The following is a 21,106-nucleotide window of genomic DNA, read 5'->3' as shown; positions in this document are numbered from 1 at the left end:
TAGCACTTTTCTCACGGCGGAAAGTTTCAGTAGATGATTGAATAACTCTAAAGAATAAAAAGTATTTATCTTTATAGAAGTTAATAGAATTGTATAAAAGATAACTTTGTCTTTAAGCTCAATCCACCAAACGGTGGACTTTTTATTTGGTTGTTAAGAGGAGGGTAGTGAAACCAAGCATGGCAAAGGTCCCCCAAGCTAGGGGAAGGCTCCAGATAGCTAGACTAGAAAAGAGAGCTGTCCCAAGTGGCATGGCAAAGCTGACCATCAGTCCCAAAAAGCTAGAGGTAGAAGCTAATTTTTCAGCAGGCAATTTGCTCATTAAAAGACTGGAAACTTTTGGGTTGATTTTTGCTACAAGATAACCAAGGAAAGTGATGAGTAGAAGAGAAAGAATGTCCCAGTGTACCAGGATATTTGTGAGCCCAAGCATGGTCAGCCCACCTGCGATCCACAGGAGGATATGATGGAGCGATTGTTTGGAAAAATAGTCATGGGGTGTCAAGCTAGCCCAGACCATGCTTAAAATAGTCACAGCCTCTAAGATCAAGAGGGATTGGCTAAAACTCAACTGAAAGAAGGGGGAGTGAAGCAGTTGCAAATTGTAGATACCAGAGATGGATCCCCCTAGGGCATTGATGAGAACCAATGAGAAGAGCAACTTGCCAAAGTGGTGAACCTCCTCATCTGCAAAAATACTTTTTGCGTTCTGGTACATCTCTTGGCAATCGTGTACCAAAGATTTCTTACTTTTGGGCTCAATGACGGGAGCATGTGTCAGCTGCTTTTTTCTCATCAGGAGACAAGTGGAAGACAGGAGAAAAGTCACGGCATTGATCGAAGCGACCAGGGCAAAATTTTGATGGCTGATAGCTAACAGCCAAACTCCTAGAGCTTGTCCAGAAATCGAACAGACCATGCTAAGCAGTTGGTTGAAGGAATAGGCCTCCATCAAATCCTCGTCGAGGATGTTCTTTTTCATGATGGGGAGTTGCAAGCCTCCGCGATAATCACTCAAACAATCTGAAACAATGTTTAAAAAGCAAACAATCGAAAAGGCTAGGTAACCCGGAATCTTGGTCATGAGAGCAATAAGGATGAAGAGGATGGCTTGAAGATAGCCAATGCGGATCAACCAGTTAGCTTTTTTCTTCGTGCGGTCAGCCTTCATACCAACAAAAATGGTAAAGAGGCTAGGAATAAATACAATGAGATTGGCAATGCCAACTGCCAGGCTCGGTTGCGGCATACTGGCAGCAAAGACCACAAAGACCAGATTGTAGATGGCAGCACCAAGGGTATTCAAAAAGCGAGAAAGGCTGAGTAAGGCAAAAATTTTATTACGAGCTAAGAGTTTCATAAGCCTTCCTCCTTCACGTGATCAGTTGCTAGGACTTGTTTGATAGATCGAACGATCTGTTTGAAGAGGTCTAGTTTCTCATCATCAGAGAGAAGAAGTTCCTGATCCTTCAGATAAACGCTGGTATGTGAGAGAAGAAAGCGGAGGAAGTGGTTTTTTAGTTTGGTCATCATGGGAAGAACCTTCTTTCTTTACTTGATGATCCTATTGTAAACCTAAAAAGCAAGAAAAAATTAATGTTGCATATTTTCAACAAAAACTCACAGAGTAGATCTGTGAGTTTTTAGGATTTATTGATCAGTTCTTGCAGGCCCTGTTTGTAGTAGTTGGCACTGTCCTTACAATCCAGAATAGAGAGAACCTGGATGGCCTGTTCCATCTTTTCAAGACCGATTTCTTTTTCTCCCTTTCGATAGAGAAATTCTCCTTTGGCGTAGAGATAAACCGTCCGAAGGTAGGCTTCGTTCTCAGAGTAAAAGTGGTCGTTAATTAGGTGGTCAAAAAAACATGCATCTTCAAATTCATTTGAACTAATGGCCAGAAAAAAGCCATTAAGGAAAATAGAATTGATGGCAGGACGAGAGGAATCTAGGAGAAGCTTGAAATCCTCCCTTTGGACCAACTCCTCTGTGTATTGTCGATAGAGGCGACTAGAGAAAAGTGGAGAGGTCAGAGAAAACAGGTTTAATTCAAAATTTCCCCAGATTGTGACAGAGAAGAGATAATCATGGAGGAAATCGAGTTCCTCTTGGCTAGCGGTGAGCTCTACTTCAGGATAGAAGCCAAGCATTTGGACTTTGAGAATAATGCTGGCTAAGAAGTCTTCTTTTTTCTGATATTTCTGATAGGCTTGCTGGTAGCTTTGGTACAAGGCTTGATCGTGTTCCAAGCTCATGTTTTCATAGTGCTCTTTCAACAATTTGGGAATAAAAGAGTGCTGATCGATTCCAGCTAGATGGGAAAACTCACTGAGGCTGGTTTTGATCTGTTGAAGGGCCTGAAAAAAACGTTGGGTCGTCAGGTCATTTTCCCCTCTTTCAAATCGAGATAACATGGAGCGTGAAAATTCGCCACCCGTAGCCTCCTCTAAAGAGATGTGGCGACTTTCACGTATTTGCCGAAAAACTGCTCCGATATCTTTCATGAATTCTCCTCTATCTAACATTGCTCAATGCCCTAGCAAGTGACCCTCTTTTGTCCAAGAGATGGTGGGACCTTGTGTACAACACCCATTTGCCTAGTTACTGTATCTTTTTTCATGATTATAACAAATTTTTGAGGAGACTTCTTGGTTGAGGGGCAGCTTCATGATATACTAGTAGTATCTAGAAGATTTGAGGACAAAAGAATGAACCTATTTACACAAGAAATCCGTAAAAATCCTGAAGGACTAGCCTTTGATCAAGAGTTGGATTTGCTCAAAGAATTGCAAAAGCGTAATCCAGAAATTCTTGATTTAAAGAATGTGACAGCGACAGGACGAGTAGCCTATGATACAGGCCTCTATGTCTTGGATTACCAGTTGAGCTATACCATCGTTTTGGCATCTAGCCGAAGCATGGAGCCTGTTGAGATAAAAGAAAGCTATCCTGTAACAGAAGTGTTTGCGGAGGATGTACAGTCTGACGCAGATATCGAAGCTCTTGAGGAAGATCTGATCCTTCCAATCGAAGGTGGGAAGATTGACCTGAGTGAAAGCGTAGCGGATAATATCCTGCTCAATATTCCTCTCAAGGTTCTCACTCCAGAAGAAGAGGCTGGACAAGGTTTTATCGAAGGCAATGATTGGAAAATCCTATCCGAAGAAGAATACCAAGCCGCTCAAGCGATTAAGAAAGAAGAAAACAGTCCTTTCGCTGGTCTAAATGGCTTGTTTGACGAAGAATAAGCTAGAGATTGCATTTGATAAATTTAGACATAAATACAGGTCTTTTCTTTGAGGAAAGGCCTTCTTTTGATATACTAGGATTAATAAACAACAGAGGGGAGACCTCTAAAAAAGGAGAAAAAGTATGGATACTTTATTTATTCCAGGTTGGTTGATTACTGTTGTAATCGTAGCCATTCTTGTATTGATCTTGTTGGTCAAAGGGTATGTCAATGCTAAACCCAACGAAGTCGTGGTCATTACCGGTCTTCGGAAGCAACGTCACTTGCGTGGGAAAGCTGGCTTTATGATTCCCTTTGTCGAACAACGCTCTTATCTTGATATTGAGCAATTCTCGACAGATGTTCGGACGTCAGAAGCAGTCCCAACACTGGACTTCATTAACGTCCGTGCTGATGCAGCTGTTAAATTAAAAATTGGTACAACCGATGAAATGATTGCCCGGGCTGCAGAAAACTTCTTGAACTGGAATACGACAGATATTTCCAATTCTGTCCAAGATGTCTTGGAAGGAAACTTGCGGGAAGTGATCGGTCAGATGGAACTCCGTAAGATGGTCAATGACCGTCAAGAGTTTGCCTCAAAAGTGCAGGACAACGTAGCACCAGACTTGGCTAAAATGGGTCTGGAAGTCATCGCCTTTACGGTTCAATCCTTCTCTGATGAAGGGGGAGTCATCGATAATCTCGGGATTGAAAATGTTGAAACCATCAAGAAAGATGCCTTGATTGCCAAAGCCAAAGCGGAACGCGAACGCAAGGAAGTCGAAGCAGAACAAGATAAATTGGCTAACGACAAACGCGTCGCTGCCGATCTTGAAATCGCGCAAAAACAAAATGAATTAAAACTCAAACAAGCAGCCCTCAAGCAAGAAGCAGATATTGCCCAAGCAAAAGCAGATGCCGCTAAAGGGATTGAGGCAGAAGTGCAACGTCGTGAACAAGAGCGCGTGGCAGCCGAAGCCAATATCATGAAACAGGAAAAAGAAGCGGAAGTCAAAGAGCGCGAAGTTAAGGTTCGTGAGCAAGAATTGGATGCCAACATCCGCAAACAAGCTGAAGCTGAAAAATATGCACGTCAACAAGCTGCAGAAGCAGAATTGATTGAACGCCAACGCAAGGCGGAAGCAGAACTCTTCGAAACACAAAAAGAAGCCGAAGCTCGAAAAGCTCAAGCCGAAGCTGAGAAATTTGCCCAATTGCAAGAGGCCGAAGCTATTGAGGCTAAAGGTCGTGCCGAGGCTGAAGCCATTCGCTTGAGACTGGAAGCCGAAGCCAAAGGTTTAGACCAAAAGGCCGAAGCGATGAAGAAAATGCAAGAAGCAGCCATTACTGAAATGGTCGTTGACAAGTTGCCTGAAATTGCGCGTGCTGTCGCAGAACCATTAACCAAGGTTGATAAGATCACCATGTACGGGGAAGGCAATGCTTCTAAGATGGTGGGCGATATTATGCAAAGTATTGACCAAGTCTCTCAAGGAGCTGGATTTGATATTCGTCAATTGCTAGCAGGAGCTCTTGGGGTCAATATGACGGTCAATAAACTCAAAGAAGGAGAACAACCGGTCATTGAAGCAGAGGAGTTAGCTTCTAAAGAAGATTAATGCCATTCATCAAGAAGTGTCTGAGAACTGTTTCTCGGGCACTTTTGTTTTTAAGATCAAATGATTTGCATGATCTTCTCCCTCTTAGAGAAGGTGGGAAGCTATTTTCTGCTTTCTTTTGAGGAGGAAAAATGGTAGAATAAAGGCAAACTATAAAGAGGAGTGTCACATGACTAAAGCAAACTTTGGTGTTGTTGGTATGGCCGTAATGGGTCGTAACCTTGCCCTTAATATCGAATCTCGTGGCTACACAGTTGCCATTTTTAACCGTAGTAAAGAAAAAACAGAAGATGTGATTGCTTGCCATCCTGATAAAAACTTTGTGCCAAGCTATGATATCGAAAGCTTCGTAAACTCAATCGAAAAACCACGTCGTATCATGCTTATGGTTCAAGCAGGACCTGGTACAGACGCAACCATCCAAGCCCTTCTTCCACACTTGGATAAAGGTGATATCTTGATCGACGGAGGAAACACTTTCTATAAAGATACTATCCGTCGTAACGAAGAGTTGGCGAACTCAGGGATCAACTTTATCGGTACAGGTGTATCTGGTGGTGAAAAAGGTGCCCTTGAAGGTCCTTCTATCATGCCTGGTGGACAAAAAGAAGCATATGACTTGGTAGCTGACGTTCTTGAAGAAATCTCTGCAAAAGCGCCTGAAGATGGAAAACCATGTGTGACTTACATCGGTCCTGATGGAGCTGGTCACTACGTGAAAATGGTCCACAACGGGATCGAGTACGGGGATATGCAATTGATCGCAGAAAGCTATGACCTCATGCAACACTTGCTTGGCCTTTCTGCAGAAGACATGGCTGAAATCTTCACTGAATGGAACAAGGGTGAATTGGACAGCTACTTGATCGAAATCACTGCGGATATCTTGAAACGCAAAGACGACGAAGGTCAAGATGGACCAATCGTAGACTACATCTTGGACGCTGCAGGAAACAAAGGAACTGGTAAATGGACTAGCCAATCAGCGCTTGACCTTGGTGTGCCATTGTCACTCATCACTGAGTCAGTATTTGCCCGTTACATCTCTGCCTACAAAGAAGAACGTGTTCATGCAAGCAAGGTTCTTCCAAAACCAGCTGCATTCAAATTTGAAGGAGATAAGGCTGAATTGATTGAAAAAATCCGTCAAGCCCTTTACTTCTCAAAAATCATCTCATACGCACAAGGTTTTGCTCAATTGCGCGTCGCTTCTAAAGAAAACAATTGGAACTTGCCATTTGCGGACATCGCATCTATCTGGCGCGATGGATGTATCATCCGTTCTCGTTTCTTGCAAAAGATCACAGATGCATACAACCGCGATGCAGATCTTGCTAACCTTCTATTGGATGAGTACTTCTTGGATGTCACTGCTAAGTACCAACAATCAGTTCGTGACATTGTAGCTCTTGCTGTTCAAGCAGGTGTACCTGTACCAACCTTCTCAGCAGCCATCACTTACTTCGATAGCTACCGTTCAGCGGACCTTCCAGCGAACTTGATCCAAGCACAACGTGACTACTTTGGTGCTCACACATACCAACGTAAAGACAAAGAAGGTACCTTCCACTATTCTTGGTACGACGAAAAATAATCTTGCTCTATGGTCAAACGAGTTCTACTAGTAGAAAATGAGAAGAAAATCGCTCGCTTCATTGATTTGGAACTTCAAAAAGAGGGGTATCAAGTTGATGTGGTCGAGGATGGAAAAGCGGGTCTGGCCTTGATTGCTGCGACCAAATATGATCTGATCTTGTTTAATTACGATTTGTCAGATATGTCTGGTGAAACATTCGCAGAGGAAATCAGTCGGATTCGTCCAGCTTCTGTTTTGATTGTTTTGGATAGCCGCGAAAAAATTGCTGAGCACAAAGAGAGTATTCAGCGCTTTGCCGTTTCCTATATGGTCAAACCCTTTATTATCAGCGATTTGGTAGATAAGATCACAGCCATTTTTAGAGGACGTGATTATATTGACCAACATTGTAGCCAGATGAAAATCCCAACATCATACCGCAATTTGCGCATTGATGTGGAACACCATACCGTCTATCGTGGGAAAGACATGATTAGTTTAACCCGCAGAGAGTATGATCTCTTAGCGACTCTGATGGGAAGCAAAGGGGTGGTGACACGAGATCAGTTATTGGAGAGTGTCTGGAAGTACGAGAGTACAGGTGAGACTAATATTGTGGACGTCTATATCCGTTATCTCCGTGGGAAAATTGATCTACCCGGTCAAAAAAGCTATATTAAGACCGTTCGTGGGATTGGCTATGCCATGCAAGACACATTAGAATAAAATATTCGAACCCTTAGAGGGTTCGAATATTTTTATGACCCAAGGGAAACGTTTGCGTTTGGAAAGGATGGGTTTTAAAAAGGATTTGGCTAAAAAAAGATAAAAAAAGATAAAATTTAGAGAAAAAAATGAATGTAAGGCTTTACAAATTTTTAAAATGTGGTATACTAGAAACAAATTAAGCGCAAACGTTTTCTTAAAAACAAAAGCCTTAAACAATATAAGGAGGTTGAATGATGAATAAAGGATCATTCAAAAGTTTATTTAGCTTTGAATTCTGGCAGAAGTTTGGTAAGGCCTTGATGGTCGTTATCGCTGTCATGCCAGCTGCTGGGTTGATGATTTCAATCGGGAAATCAATCCCTATGATCAACCCGAATTTATCTCCACTTGTTATTACAGGTGGGATTCTCGAACAAATCGGTTGGGGGGTTATCGGTAACCTTCACATCCTCTTTGCACTCGCTATCGGTGGTAGCTGGGCCAAAGAGCGTGCTGGGGGTGCCTTTGCGGCTGGTCTCTCTTTCATCTTGATTAACCGTATTACCGGTGCAGTTTTTGGAGTTACATCTGCAATGTTGGCTGATAAGGATGCTACCGTTCATACGATCTTAGGTGGATCAATTAAAGTTGCAGACTACTTCATTAGTGTCCTTGAAGCACCGGCACTTAATATGGGGGTGTTTGTAGGGATTATCTCAGGTTTTGTTGGAGCAACTGCTTTCAATAAATACTATAACTACCGTAAACTTCCAGAAGCCCTTTCTTTCTTTAACGGGAAGCGCTTTGTCCCATTCGTTGTTATCGTTCGTTCAGCTCTTACAGCCTTGGTTTTGGCAGCCTTGTGGCCAGTGGTTCAATCAGGAATTAATGGATTCGGTGTCTGGATCGCCAACTCACAATCAACAGCTCCAGTATTGGCACCATTCTTGTTTGGTACCTTGGAACGTCTTCTCTTGCCGTTTGGTCTTCACCACATGTTGACCATTCCAATCAACTATACTCAATTGGGTGGTAGCTACCAAGTTCTTACAGGTGCTGCCAAAGGAACAACTGTATTTGGACAAGATCCACTTTGGTTAGCTTGGGTAACAGACCTTGTTAACTTGAAGAAGGCAGATCCTAGCCAATACCAACACTTGCTTCATGCGTACACACCAGCTCGTTTCAAAGTTGGTCAAATGATTGGATCATTTGGTATCTTGATGGGGGTTGTAGTTGCTATCTATCGCAATGTGGACCCAGATAAGAAAGAAAAATACAAAGGGATGCTTTTTGCAACTGCCCTTGCTACATTCTTGACAGGTGTTACTGAACCAATTGAATACATGTTCATGTTCATTGCAACACCATTGTACTTGATCTACGCCTTTGTTCAAGGTGCTGCCTTTGCAATGGCTGACTTGGTTCACCTTCGTGTTCACTCATTCGGTTCAATCGAGTTCTTGACACGTACACCAATGGCCATCAACGCTGGTTTGGCACTAGATATCTTTAACTTTGTATGGGTAACAGTCCTCTTTGGATTTATCATGTACTTCATTGCTAACTTCATGATTAAGAAATTCAATTATGCGACTCCAGGACGTAACGGTAACTATGAACAAAATGATGATGCCCCTGCAGGAGATGGTGCAGCAGCAGGTGCTGCTACAAGCTCAGCAAGCTCACAAGTCATTAACATTATCAACCTTCTTGGTGGACGTGCCAATATCGTAGATGTTGACGCATGTATGACTCGTCTTCGTGTAACCGTTAAGGACGCTGAAAAAGTCGGAACAGAAGAACAATGGAAAGCTGAAGGCGCTATGGGTCTTGTCATGAAAGGACAAGGTGTCCAAGCGATCTACGGACCTAAAGCTGACGTATTGAAGTCTGATATCCAAGACGTTCTTGATTCAGGTGAAGTCATTCCTGAAACACTTCCTAGCCAAATGACAGCAGTTCAAAAAGCTGAAGCAACCTTTAAAGGGGTAACTGATGAAGTGCACTCTGTTGCAGATGGTGAAGTGATTAACATCGAAGATGTAAAAGATCCTGTATTCTCACAAAAAATGATGGGAGACGGATTTGCAGTTGAGCCTGAAAATGGCCACATCGTTTCACCAGTTGCTGGTAAAGTTACCAGCGTCTTCCCAACCAAACATGCCCTTGGTTTGGTAACAGATAATGGTTTGGAAGTCTTGGTTCACATCGGTCTAGATACTGTTAGTCTTGAAGGAAAACCGTTCGAGGTTAAAGTTTCTGAAGGTCAAACAGTGGCCGCTGGAGACCTCTTGGTGGAAGCAGACCTTGATGCGATCCGTGAAGCAGGTCGTGAAACATCAACAATTGTTGTCTTCACAAATGCAGATGCGATTAAATCCGTTAAGGTCGAACATACTGGTAAATTGGCTGCAAATGCGCCAGTTGCAACAGTAGAATTATAAGAGACGTCGGCAAAGAAAATGAGGTTGGGGCAGTGCACCCGGCCTCTTGCCGTTTCTTGATTTGGAGAGAAGGAGAAATCAGGGGATGAAATTTTTAACATTAAATTCCCATAGTTGGATGGAAGAGAATGCTCAGCAAAAATTTGAAACCCTCAAGGAACAAATTTTAGAAGCGCAATATGATGTGATCTGTTTCCAAGAGGTCAATCAAGAAATGGCCTCAGAAACAGTCGAAACAGATGAGTATTATCAAGCTTTGCCATCATCTGTAGCGATTCACAAGGATCACTTTGTTCGCGTATTGGTAGAAGAGTTAGCTGCTCAAGGACTCCACTATTATTGGACTTGGGCCTACAACCATATTGGCTATGATCACCTCAATGAGGGTGTAGCTGTTCTTTCGCGTCAACCCTTGAAGGCGGATGAGATTTTGGTATCCAATATGGATGATCCAACGGACTACCATACTCGTCGAGTGGCCGTCGCCCATACGAGTGTGGATGGCAAAGAGATTGCTGTTGCCAGCGTCCATCTTTCTTGGTGGGACAAAGGTTTCCAATTTGAGTGGCCACGCATTGAGAACTACTTCAGCCAAGTAGGCAAACCCTTTATTCTAGCTGGTGATTTCAATAATCCTGCTGGTCAAGAAGGGTATGAAACGATTCTATCCAGTTCCCTTAAGCTTCAAGATAGCTTTATCGAAGCCAAAGAAACAAAGGGGACTTATACTGTAGGCCCTGGAATCGATGGCTGGACGGACAATCAAGTTCCATTGCGAATCGATTACGTCTTTGCAAGTCCAGAATGGGACATCCAGCGTCTACATGTCATTTTTGATGGTCAAAACAAAGCCCATGTCAGTGATCACTATGGCTTAGAAGCTGAATTGTCACTTTAATATTAACGGAGAGTCGAAAGGAAAACGATTTTATTCAATCGTCCTTCGACTCTTTTTTATGGATCAATGAGGAGCAAGCATAGGGGATTCTCCTGTTCTTCTGCTTTCTTTACGATTCAATTTATGGTAAAATGAAGTGTTAAAACAGTTTAAGGAGGTAGCAAATGCGTTGTCCAAAATGTGGTGGAAGTAAGTCTAGTGTGGTGGATAGTCGACAAGCTGAAGATGGGAACACCATCCGTCGTCGCAGGGAATGCGAAGAGTGCCATTATCGCTTTACTACCTACGAGCGAGTGGAAGAGCGGACCCTAGTGGTTGTCAAAAAGGATGGGACACGCGAGCAATTTTCTCGTGATAAAATCTTTAACGGTATTATCCGCTCGGCTCAAAAACGGCCTGTTTCTAGTGACGAAATCGAAGAAATTGTAAACCGAATAGAGCAAAAGGTTCGCAGCCAAAGTGATAATGAAATCAACAGTGAGTATATTGGTTCGTTGGTCATGGATGAGTTAGCAGATCTAGATGAGATCACCTATGTCCGTTTTGCTAGTGTTTACCGGAGTTTCAAGGATGTCGGTGAGTTAGAAACCCTCTTGAAACAAATTACGAAGGGAACCAAGAAGAAAAAGGAAAAATAGATGAAGCCCAATACGCCTTTCGCATTTTTAAAAAATAATCTTCTTCCACCGGCAGGGGCTGCATTGGAGCAGTATTACCTGCCTATTTTGGAGACGGAAACGGTAGCAGTTTATCGTTATCTGCTGGCCTCTTATGATCAGGGTGAAAAACAATATTTACTTGCTCAAATCCTCAATCACTTGAATATAGGATTTCCACAGTTGCTACTAGCCTTTGATCGCTTAATTGCTATGGGGTTGATCGATCTCTATGAGGAAGAAGTTGGGATCGCCATCCAATTACATGCTCCTCTTGCCTCAGAACAATTTTTTTCGAATGCTGTTTTTAAACGCTTGCTTGAAAAAAAGATTGGGGAAAAGGCCGTGGAGGATTTGCTCCCAGCACGCTCTTTAGGGACTAGACGGCAAGTTTCCTTCTCGCAAGTCTTTGGACTAGATGCTGGGGAGACGACCGTTCTTCCAAGCAAGAAACAGCAGTTTGATATGGAGATGTTTAAGCGAATGATGGGGCGTGATGGGCTTCGTTTTGCGGATGAAGGAGAGGCAACCCTAGCCCTCTTTGCCATCGCAGAAGAGCAACAATGGACCTGGTATGAAACCTATCTCCTAGCAAAAGAAACGGCTGTAGACCGGATTGTCTCTCCAAAGAGAATGAAGCAAAAGTTGGCTCAGGCTAGCCAAGAGCAACCCCGCATGTCCTATAGCCGTCAGGAAGAAACTATTCTGAGGGAAGCTAAGGCAAAATCCAGCCTACAATTTCTAGCGGAGATTAAGAAGGCGCGCAATGCGACCATTACGCAGAGCGAACGCAAGACTTTATCCAAGTTAGCTGATCTAGGCTTACTAGATGAGGTGATCAATATCATCTTATTGTTGACCTTTAATAAGACCCAGTCTGCTAATCTCAATGAAAAGTATGCTTTGAAGGTAGGAAATGATTTTTCTTATCAAGGGGTCAACAGTGCAGGACTGGCGATTTTAAAAGTTCGAGAACGCCAGGAACAAGCTAAGGGTCAAGGAAACAAGGGGACGAGTCCTACATCAGCCAAGGGCAAGCACAGCAATGTTCCCAAGTGGAGTCAACCAAATTATCAAAATCAAACCAGCCAAGCAGAAAAGGTGGATCTTGCTAAAGAGAAACAACGTCTGTTAGAAAAACTGAATCAAGGAGGTGAGTAGATGGAAAGTGTAGGTCAAACCATGTCTCACATGAACCGTGCGCGTCAATTTAACTATGAGGATTTGGTCGCACAGATCTTGGCAGACCAAGAAGTAGCTGCCTTTATCAAGGACCAGTCTTTGTCTGAACAAGAAATTCGACGGAGTATTTCAAAATTTAATCAATACATTAGTGAACGCAACCGTTTCTTATTGGGAGATCCAGATTATATTGCCAAAGGTTATAAACCCATCCTCACCATGAATGAGGGCTATGCGGATGTCGCTTATGAGGAAACACCAGAGTTAATCGAAGCCCAAAAACGAGCTGCGATCAACCAACGTCTCAACTTGATCAATCTCCCTTCAACCTTGAAAGAGGCGAGTCTAGCTAAGGTAGAGCTCGATGATAAGGGACGATTTGAGGCCTTTGAAGAATTAGCCAATTTTGTGGCCAACTATCCGGAATATCAAAAGGGGATCTACCTCTATGGTGATTTTGGAGTAGGAAAGAGCTACATGATGGCAGCCTTGGCTCATGATTTATCCGAAAAACGCCAGGCCTCTACTACCCTACTTCATTTTCCAAGTTTTGCGATCGATGTTAAAAATGCCATCAGTTCAGGCTTGGTCAAAGAAACCGTCGATCAGGTGAAAAAAGCCGAAATTTTAATTCTCGATGATATCGGTGCGGAACAGATGTCAGCCTGGGTGCGAGATGAAATCTTACAGGTGATTTTGCAGCACCGAATGCAGGAAAATCTCCCAACCTTCTTTACTTCTAACTTTAATTTTGAAGAGTTGGAACGTCATTTTGCAACTTCGCGTAATGGAGATGAAACCTGGCAGGCCAAACGTGTCATGGAGCGCGTAAAATTTTTAGCCAAGGAAATCCATCTGGAAGGAGTCAATCGCCGATGAATGAAACCATCCGTTTAATGAAATCTCATTTTTCTGTTCGCCGTTTTAAGGAAGAAGCCATCAAAGAAGCTGACCTCAAGGAAATTTTATCAGCTGGGCAGATGGCATCAAGTTGGAAAAACTTTCAGTCTTATTCTGTGATTGTGGTCAAAAGCAAGGAGAAGAAAGAAGCTCTTTACGACTTGCTTCCTCAAGAAGCGATTCGCCAATCAGATGTCTTTCTCCTCTTTGTTGGAGATTTAAACCGCGCTGAAAAAGCTGTCAAACTTCATGAGCAGGATTTCCATCCTGAAGGGGTGGACAACTTACTGATCACCTCAGTGGATGCGGCTCTAGCAGCTCAAAATACGCTATTAGCAGCTGAAAGTCTCGGCTATGGTGGAGTGATTATCGGCATGTTGCGCTACTGTTCAGAAGAAGTCGCAGAACTCTTCCGTCTGCCAGACTATACCTATCCTGTTTTTGGGATTGCTCTCGGAGTACCTAATCAGCAGCATGCAGTGAAACCACGTTTGCCATTGGAGCAGGTTGCTTTTGAAGAAGAATACCAAGAACAAGATCCATCAGTTGTGACTGCCTATGACAAGGTTCAGGCAGATTATGCTGGAGGCGCGTGCAACAGACAGCTGGAGCGAGCGCCTTGCAGCTCAATTTGGTCAACCTGAACAAGAAGAGACCAAAAAATTACTAGAAAAACACAAACTATTATGAAATGAAGAGAGGCGTTCTTGAACCGAGGTCTCGCCTTTCATTAGAAAAGAGGAAATCATGGCCCTACCAACTATTGCGATTGTAGGCCGTCCCAATGTCGGAAAATCTACACTCTTTAACCGGATTGCCGGTGAGCGGATTTCCATCGTTGAGGATGTAGAAGGAGTCACTCGTGACCGCATTTATGCAACAGCTGAGTGGTTGAATCGAAAATTTAGTATCATTGATACGGGGGGAATTGATGACGTAGATGCCCCATTTATGGAGCAAATCAAGCATCAGGCAGAAATTGCTATGGACGAAGCAGATGTGATCGTCTTTGTCGTTTCTGGGAAAGAAGGGATCACGGATGCGGATGAATATGTCACTCGTATCTTGTATAAGACCCATAAACCGGTGATTCTTGCAGTCAACAAGGTGGATAACCCAGAGATGCGCAATGATATCTATGACTTTTATGCCTTAGGACTAGGTGAGCCACTACCGGTATCCTCTGTCCACGGGATCGGAACTGGGGATGTGCTCGATGCCATCATCGAAAATCTTCCGAATGACACAGAAGAAGAAAATCCAGATATCATCAAATTTAGCTTGATTGGTCGCCCAAATGTTGGGAAATCAAGCTTGATCAATGCGATCCTTGGAGAAGACCGGGTCATCGCAAGCCCTGTTGCTGGAACTACACGGGATGCCATCGATACCCATTTTACCGATGCAGATGGCCAAGAATTTACCATGATCGATACAGCCGGTATGCGCAAATCTGGTAAAATCTATGAAAACACTGAGAAATATTCTGTCATGCGTGCCATGCGTGCCATCGACCGTTCAGATGTGGTTTTGATGGTTATCAATGCCGAAGAAGGGATTCGGGAGTATGACAAGCGGATCGCTGGCTTTGCTCATGAAGCTGGTAAAGGGATGATCATTGTTGTCAACAAATGGGATACTATTGAAAAAGACAACCATACCATGAAGCAGTGGGAAGATGACATTCGTGATCAATTCCAATACCTTTCTTATGCGCCGATTGTTTTTGTCTCTGCCTTAACCAAACAACGCTTGCACAAGTTGCCAGAGATGATCAAACAGATCAGTGAGAGTCAAAATACACGGATTCCTTCAGCTGTCTTGAACGATGTGATTATGGATGCCATTGCCATTAATCCAACTCCGACCGATAAAGGAAAACGCCTCAAGATCTTCTATGCGACACAAGTGGCAACCAAGCCGCCAACTTTTGTGGTCTTTGTTAACGAAGAAGAACTGATGCACTTCTCATACCTTCGTTTCTTGGAGAACCAAATTCGCAAGGCCTTTGTTTTTGAAGGAACTCCAATCCATTTGATTGCGCGGAAACGGAAGTAGGGAATACGAGACAAATGGATCAAAGTGGAGAAGGATATTTCAAATGATAAAATGCTCATTCTTCCAACTATGAAAACAACTAAAAGTAGCGCATAAGCGTTGCTTTTTTTAATAAGCTGGTAAAATGAAGTGGAGAATAGTCAGATGCGTAGTTTCATAGTCCGGATATTCTTTATTCCTTATGCTTTTTTAAGGATGAGTAGAGTAAACTCATGAAGATCATGAGAGCTTTAGGTTTGTGTACTTATTATTTAAAATCTATCTGTATCTCTTGTTTCTCGGTTCGATCGTAAGCTTGGAGCTCTTGATCCTATTGTTGGGGATTTTATTAAAAAATAGGTCGTGTTTTTTGTCTTTTTCTGTGGGCTATCGGGATCTTTCTCCTCTCTATTTATCTATTCTGTCTATTGTTCGCTCAGACGGTTAAAAGAGAAAAATCATGGATAGCTGATTGAGGTAACTCTATTACGAAATCAGGTGAAAAGTTGGGACAATACTGTCTCAGTTTTTTTCTAAAAGTAAGTTAAAATCCTTTTAATAGTAAAATTATCTTTTCTAATTTTTTCTTAAATATGGTATAATAAAGGGATTAATCTAAGGTGGTAAACATGGCAAAATTAATTCCTGGGAAGGTTCGTTCACAAGGGAGCCTTCTCTATGAAGCTGGGAAAGTTTCCCTTCAGGAAGTAAAAGAAAAATACCTGTATTTTCGGGTGGAAGAAGAAAGCTTGCGGTACAGTTTGGATGACGATGCTGTTTTTTGTAGCTGTGCTTTCTTTCAAAAGAAAAAATTCTGTACACATCTAGCAGCTGTGGAAGCTTTTTTGAAGAATGATGACAGTGGGAAAGCAGCTCTTACAAGCCTTGAAGAAGACGCCACGGCGACTGAAGAAACGCAGGAGAAGGTCTCTTTTGGAAGTTTGTTTTTAGACCAGGTCCTTCCAAAAATCGAAAAGAAAGCAACACGCTATGTCTTATCAGCAGTCGGGCAGGAGGATGAATACTCTGGTCAATTCTTATGGACTCTTCGCATTCGTCGCTTGCCAGACGAGCGTTCTTATGTGATCAGAGATGTGCTAGCTTTTTTGCAGACCCTTCAGAAAGAAGGCCACTTTGCAATTGGCAAAAGTTACTATGAACCCATTTCTTACTTAGAATTTGATGGGCCTAGTCAGGATGTGATCAATTTCCTACAAGGCTTGGTCACAGATAGTGGCTCGAAAGAGCAAGATTTCTTTCCCAATGCTGGGCGCCATCTTTATTTTCCACCGACTCTCTTTGAAGAAGCTGTAGAATTACTAATGAATTTGGATTCCTTCCTCTTGCAATACAGCATGTATGATTTTTCTGAAGTCTATTTTCAGGATGTCCATGGGGAGGAAGATCTCTTTCATTTTCAGGTGGAAGACCATGGTGATTTTTACGAATTGATCATTACTGAGCCACAAGTGAAGGTTGTCGAGTCTGCTGTTTACCTGTTTCGAAATGGTGTCTTCTATCACCTGACGCCCCAACAGCGAACCCTATGGAAGGCGATTCAAGACTTACCAATGGATCAGGATCGCAAAAAACGACTGCATTTTGATCCAACGGATCAAACAAAGCTTTCCTATAGTTTAAAAGAGTTCAAAAAACTGGGGCAAATAACAGCTCCGACCAGCTTTTTAATCCACGATTTCACTCCAGAATTTCATTTTGATCTAGCACAGGACCAGACTGTTTTACTGGATGTTGTCTTTCAATACCAGGATCGTGTGGTGACCACGCGTGAGGAACTCCTTAATCTTCCTTATTCCAGTGATTTCGATAAGGAGCAAGAAGTCTTTTCAACCATGCTAGCAGCAGGTTTTACAGACGACTTTTCTTCCCAAAGAAGTCCGTTATCAAGTGAGCAAATCTATCCGTTCTTTCACCAACAGATCCCGGCTTTTGAAGCCTTAGGAGAGGTTACCCTCTCTGATAGCCTTTTAGATCTTTATCAAGTGGAGCGTCCAAAAATTGATGTTAAAACCAATGGCAGTCTACTGGAGATCGGTTTTGACTTTGAAAGTGTGGATCCAGCCGAAGTGGACCAGGTCCTCAAAGCTCTAGTAGGGCAAAAAGACTATTTTGTCAGCCATACAGGTAAAGTTCTTGTCTTTGATGAAGAAACCAAGAAAATCAGTCGAGCCCTAGCAGATCTGCGGGCGAAAATGAGCAAGGGTGGGAAACTACAAGCCCGCCGGATTGCCGCTTATCAGCTATCTGATTTGTTGGCAGATCAAGACAATGTTCATTTTTCAGAAGAATTTCGAATTTTAGCTCATGATTTGACTCATCCAGAAGACTTCCAACTCCCTCAGATGACAATCCAAGCGACCCTAAGGGATTACCAAGAAATAGGGGTCAAATGGTTCTCCATGTTAAATCATTATGGTTTTGGTGGTATTTTAGCGGATGATATGGGGCTTGGGAAAACCCTGCAGACTATTTCCTTCTTGACCAGTGTTGCAAAAAAAGAAACTAAAATCTTGATTCTAGCTCCATCTAGTCTCATCTACAATTGGAAACAAGAATTTTCAAAATTCGCTCCTCAGATGGAGGTGGCGGTCGTCTATGGTCTCAAGCAGCACCGAGATGAACTCATCGCAACCAATCCACAGGTAGTTATCACTAGTTACGCGTCTTTCCGTCAAGATGTGGAGGAATACCAGAAGAATCAGTATGAGTACTTGATTCTAGATGAAGCCCAGGTCATGAAAAATGCCCAAACCAAGATTGCCCAACACTTACGTGGCTTTGAGGTTCCGCATGTGTTTGCCTTATCTGGGACACCGATTGAAAATCATGTGGGAGAACTCTGGTCTATTTTCCAAATTGTCCTTCCAGGGCTCTTCCCAGCTAAAAAAGAATTTCAAAAGTTGAGTCCTGAGACTATTGCGCGATTTGTCAAACCTTTCGTCATGAGACGGAAAAAAGATGAAGTGCTCCAAGAATTACCGGACTTGATTGAAACAATCTACCACAATGAATTGGATGAAAGTCAAAAAACGATCTATTTGGCTCAATTAAAACAAATTCAAGATCGGGTTCGAACCTCTAGTGAGGAAGAACTAAATCGGAGCAAGGTGGAAATTCTCTCTGGTCTCATGCGCCTTCGCCAAATCTGTGATACCCCCGCCCTCTTTATGGAAGACTATCAAGGAGATAGTGGGAAATTGGAGAGCCTTCGAGATCTTTTGGGTCAAATCAAGGATGGCGAACACCGGGTTTTGATCTTCTCTCAATTTAGAGGCATGCTGGATATCCTAGAGCAGGAAATTGACCAGCTTGGCATGACCTCCTTCAAAATCACGGGATCCACTCCGGCCAAAGATCGTCAAGAAATGACCAATGCCTTTAATGCAGGTGAGCGTAATGCTTTTCTCATTTCTTTGAAGGCTGGAGGAGTCGGTTTGAACCTCACGGGAGCCGATACCGTCATCCTAGTCGATTTGTGGTGGAATCCTGCAGTGGAAGACCAGGCTATTGGACGTGCCCATCGAATGGGACAGGAACAAAATGTTGAAGTTTACCGTATGATTACTCGTGGCACGATTGAAGAAAAAATCCAGGAACTTCAAGCATCTAAAAGACACTTGGTCTCAACAATTTTAGATGGAACGGAAACACGGTCCAGCTTATCTGTTGAGGAAATTCGTGAGATTCTTGGAATTCAGTCAGAATAGCTTGAAAAATTCTGTGAATAGTTTATAATTAATGGAGTGTCGAAAGGAAGAAAGCATGACAGAAAAATATTTTCCTCAAGTAGGGGATAATGAGTTGATGTTAACAGAGATGCCCCACATGAACCTGTATGATGAAACAGACTTGATTAGTAACATTACAGGCGACTATGTGGATAAAAATTATTTGGAATGGCAACCGATTGCTGAAAATACCAAACCTAAGCATCCTTACCACCAACCACTAGAAGAGCCCCTACCGAAAAGACGGCCAGTAAGAAAACCTGATTTTAAAGAGCCGATTGATAAAAAAAGTCCTGCCAACCGTTATGCAGAGGAAGCGAGAGAGCGTGCGCGTGAAGATCTGAAAAAGAAACGCACAGCCCCCTATCTGACAACGGATCCAGCAGCTACTACAAGTAAGCGGAAAAAACCGTTTATTTCAGAACGGAAACCTGGTCAGCCAACGGCTCCCTTCCAAAAGGAAAATCCGGGTGAATTATTGAAATATAGCAAACGATTGCGACAAGATCAATTGATCCTTGCAGAGTTCGAATCTGCAGGAGAACCAGAAGTGGCAGAACCGACTGAAAAGAAAAACAATTATGATTTCTTAAAGACTAGCCAAATATACAATAAAGATCAGCACAAGTTGAAACCACAGCCAATCAAACAAGAATTGGATTTAACCCATCTAGATCAAGAATAAGGAGAAAACATGTCTAATACATACCATTTTATTGGAATTAAAGGAGCAGGGATGAGTGCTTTAGCCCTCATGCTTCACCAAATGGGACATACGGTTCAAGGGTCAGATGTTGAGAAGTATTACTTTACGCAACGTGGCTTGGAACAAGCAGGAATTCAAATTTATCCATTTGATGTGAAAAATTTGGAAGGCGACAAGATCCTCATTGCTGGGAATGCTTTCCGTCCAGATAACAATGTGGAAATTGCTTATGCAGATGAGCATGGCCTAACCTATAAACGCTACCATGAATTCCTTGGTGAATTTATGCGTGACTTCGTCAGCATGGGGGTTGCCGGAGCACACGGAAAAACCTCAACAACAGGGATGCTTTCTCACGTCTTATCAAATATCACTGATACCAGTTATTTGATTGGTGACGGGACAGGTCGTGGCTCTGCAGCAGCCAAATACTTTGTCTTTGAATCAGATGAGTATGAACGCCACTTTATGCCTTACCATCCTGAATACAGCATCATCACCAATATTGACTTTGACCATCCAGACTATTTCACGAGCTTGGAAGATGTCTTTAATGCCTTTAACGATTATGCCAAACAAATCAGCAAAGGACTCTTCATCTACGGAGAAGACAAAGAATTGCGTCGGATTACCTCATCAGCACCAATTTATTACTATGGTTTTGATAAGGAGACGAACGATTTTGTGGCAAGCAACTTGCTTCGTTCAACGACTGGTTCAACCTTCAACGTTCATTTCCGTGGAGAAGATTTGGGGCAATTCCATATCCCAACTTTTGGTCGCCACAATATCATGAATGCTACAGCAGTCATTGGTTTGCTTTACATTGCAGGATTTGACTTAGATTTAGTCCGCGAGCATTTGAAGACCTTTGCTGGCGTGAAACGTCGCTTTACTGAAAAAGTAGTCAATGGAACAGTGATCATCGATGACTTTGCGCACCATCCAACGGAAATTATTGCAACTTTGGATGCGGCCCGTCAAAAATACCCAAGCAAAGAGATTGTGGCCATTTTCCAACCACATACCTTTACACGGACCATTGCCTTGTTAGATGAATTTGCAGAAGCCTTGAATCAAGCAGATGCTGTTTACTTGGCACAGATCTATGGCTCTGCGCGTGAAGTTGATCACGGCGATGTGAAAGTTGAAGATTTGGAAGCAAAAATTGTCAAACGCTCAGCGATTATTACAGCTGAGAATGTTTCTCCTCTTCTTGACCATGATAATGCAGTCTATGTCTTTATGGGAGCAGGAGATATTCAAACCTATGAATACTCATTTGAGCGTTTATTATCTAGTTTGACACATAGTGTACAATAAGAGATGATTGAGTCTGGAATCGATTGGTTCCAGACTCAAATTTATCTGTCCACTGAAGGAGTATGAGATGAGG

At 42.7% G+C, this 21,106-nt stretch carries 16 protein-coding genes and 1 pseudogene; 14 read left to right on the top strand and 3 right to left on the bottom strand.

Features of this window, described 5'->3' with window-relative positions; translation table 11 throughout:
- Positions 1 to 142: 142 nt before the first annotated feature.
- From HMPREF2918_RS09265 to HMPREF2918_RS09260, 3 genes are all read right to left on the bottom strand, one after another.
- Positions 143 to 1,360, bottom strand: a complete 1,218-nt coding sequence (locus HMPREF2918_RS09265) for an MFS transporter (protein WP_049483334.1) — start codon at positions 1,358 to 1,360, stop codon at positions 143 to 145.
- A complete protein-coding gene (locus HMPREF2918_RS11400) occupies positions 1,357 to 1,533 on the bottom strand; it encodes a hypothetical protein (RefSeq protein WP_162837396.1) in 177 nt (58 codons plus the stop codon). The genes HMPREF2918_RS09265 and HMPREF2918_RS11400 overlap by 4 nt, the downstream gene beginning before the upstream one ends.
- A 110-nt stretch (positions 1,534 to 1,643) precedes the next feature.
- Positions 1,644 to 2,504 (bottom strand): helix-turn-helix domain-containing protein, encoded by an 861-nt coding sequence (locus HMPREF2918_RS09260; RefSeq protein WP_070588744.1) that lies wholly within the window; start codon positions 2,502 to 2,504, stop codon positions 1,644 to 1,646.
- A 204-nt stretch (positions 2,505 to 2,708) separates the two neighbouring features.
- Here HMPREF2918_RS09260 and HMPREF2918_RS09255 point away from each other — a divergent pair, with 204 nt between their 5' ends.
- From HMPREF2918_RS09255 to murC, 14 genes and pseudogenes are all read left to right on the top strand, one after another.
- The gene (locus HMPREF2918_RS09255) at positions 2,709 to 3,248 is read left to right on the top strand and encodes a YceD family protein (protein WP_070595361.1); all 540 of its coding nucleotides are present in this window, start codon (positions 2,709 to 2,711) and stop codon (positions 3,246 to 3,248) included.
- A 124-nt stretch (positions 3,249 to 3,372) separates the two neighbouring features.
- Positions 3,373 to 4,851 (top strand): flotillin family protein, encoded by a 1,479-nt coding sequence (locus tag HMPREF2918_RS09250; RefSeq protein WP_070595359.1) that lies wholly within the window; start codon positions 3,373 to 3,375, stop codon positions 4,849 to 4,851.
- Between the two features lie 169 nt (positions 4,852 to 5,020).
- Positions 5,021 to 6,445, top strand: a complete 1,425-nt coding sequence (gndA, locus tag HMPREF2918_RS09245; RefSeq protein ID WP_003008422.1) for an NADP-dependent phosphogluconate dehydrogenase — start codon at positions 5,021 to 5,023, stop codon at positions 6,443 to 6,445.
- Positions 6,446 to 6,454: 9 nt separating this feature from the next.
- A complete protein-coding gene (locus HMPREF2918_RS09240) occupies positions 6,455 to 7,153 on the top strand; it encodes a response regulator transcription factor (protein ID WP_070595357.1) in 699 nt (232 codons plus the stop codon).
- Positions 7,154 to 7,386: 233 nt separating this feature from the next.
- Positions 7,387 to 9,582, top strand: a complete 2,196-nt coding sequence (locus tag HMPREF2918_RS09235; protein ID WP_141751598.1) for a PTS transporter subunit IIBC — start codon at positions 7,387 to 7,389, stop codon at positions 9,580 to 9,582.
- An 85-nt stretch (positions 9,583 to 9,667) separates the two neighbouring features.
- The gene (locus HMPREF2918_RS09230) at positions 9,668 to 10,480 is read left to right on the top strand and encodes an endonuclease/exonuclease/phosphatase family protein (RefSeq protein ID WP_070595355.1); all 813 of its coding nucleotides are present in this window, start codon (positions 9,668 to 9,670) and stop codon (positions 10,478 to 10,480) included.
- A 164-nt stretch (positions 10,481 to 10,644) separates the two neighbouring features.
- A complete protein-coding gene (gene nrdR / locus HMPREF2918_RS09225; RefSeq protein WP_003005476.1) occupies positions 10,645 to 11,118 on the top strand; it encodes a transcriptional regulator NrdR in 474 nt (157 codons plus the stop codon).
- A complete protein-coding gene (locus HMPREF2918_RS09220) occupies positions 11,119 to 12,297 on the top strand; it encodes a replication initiation and membrane attachment family protein (RefSeq protein WP_070595354.1) in 1,179 nt (392 codons plus the stop codon). It abuts the gene before it with no gap.
- A complete protein-coding gene (gene dnaI, locus HMPREF2918_RS09215) occupies positions 12,298 to 13,197 on the top strand; it encodes a primosomal protein DnaI (protein ID WP_070595352.1) in 900 nt (299 codons plus the stop codon).
- Positions 13,194 to 13,908, top strand: a pseudogene (locus HMPREF2918_RS09210) (nitroreductase family protein). Before dnaI ends, HMPREF2918_RS09210 begins: the two are co-directional and overlap by 4 nt.
- Positions 13,909 to 13,965: 57 nt before the next feature.
- The gene (gene der, locus HMPREF2918_RS09205) at positions 13,966 to 15,276 is read left to right on the top strand and encodes a ribosome biogenesis GTPase Der (RefSeq protein ID WP_031575509.1); all 1,311 of its coding nucleotides are present in this window, start codon (positions 13,966 to 13,968) and stop codon (positions 15,274 to 15,276) included.
- Positions 15,277 to 15,884: 608 nt separating this feature from the next.
- Entirely contained in the window at positions 15,885 to 18,983 is a 3,099-nt protein-coding gene (locus tag HMPREF2918_RS09200; protein WP_070595349.1) for a pilus expression-regulating Snf2 family helicase, read from the top strand.
- Positions 18,984 to 19,038: 55 nt separating this feature from the next.
- Entirely contained in the window at positions 19,039 to 19,689 is a 651-nt protein-coding gene (locus HMPREF2918_RS09195) for a divisome accessory protein ZapJ (RefSeq protein WP_003017389.1), read from the top strand.
- 9 nt (positions 19,690 to 19,698) lie between these two features.
- The gene (murC, locus tag HMPREF2918_RS09190; RefSeq protein ID WP_003005130.1) at positions 19,699 to 21,033 is read left to right on the top strand and encodes a UDP-N-acetylmuramate--L-alanine ligase; all 1,335 of its coding nucleotides are present in this window, start codon (positions 19,699 to 19,701) and stop codon (positions 21,031 to 21,033) included.
- Positions 21,034 to 21,106 lie beyond the last annotated feature (73 nt).

The organism is Streptococcus sp. HMSC065C01 (assembly GCF_001813525.1).
Classification (GTDB): Bacteria; Bacillota; Bacilli; order Lactobacillales; family Streptococcaceae; genus Streptococcus; species Streptococcus parasanguinis_V.
The sequence above is the reverse complement of the archived record's forward strand: the minus strand, read 5'-3'. Positions and strand labels throughout refer to the sequence as shown.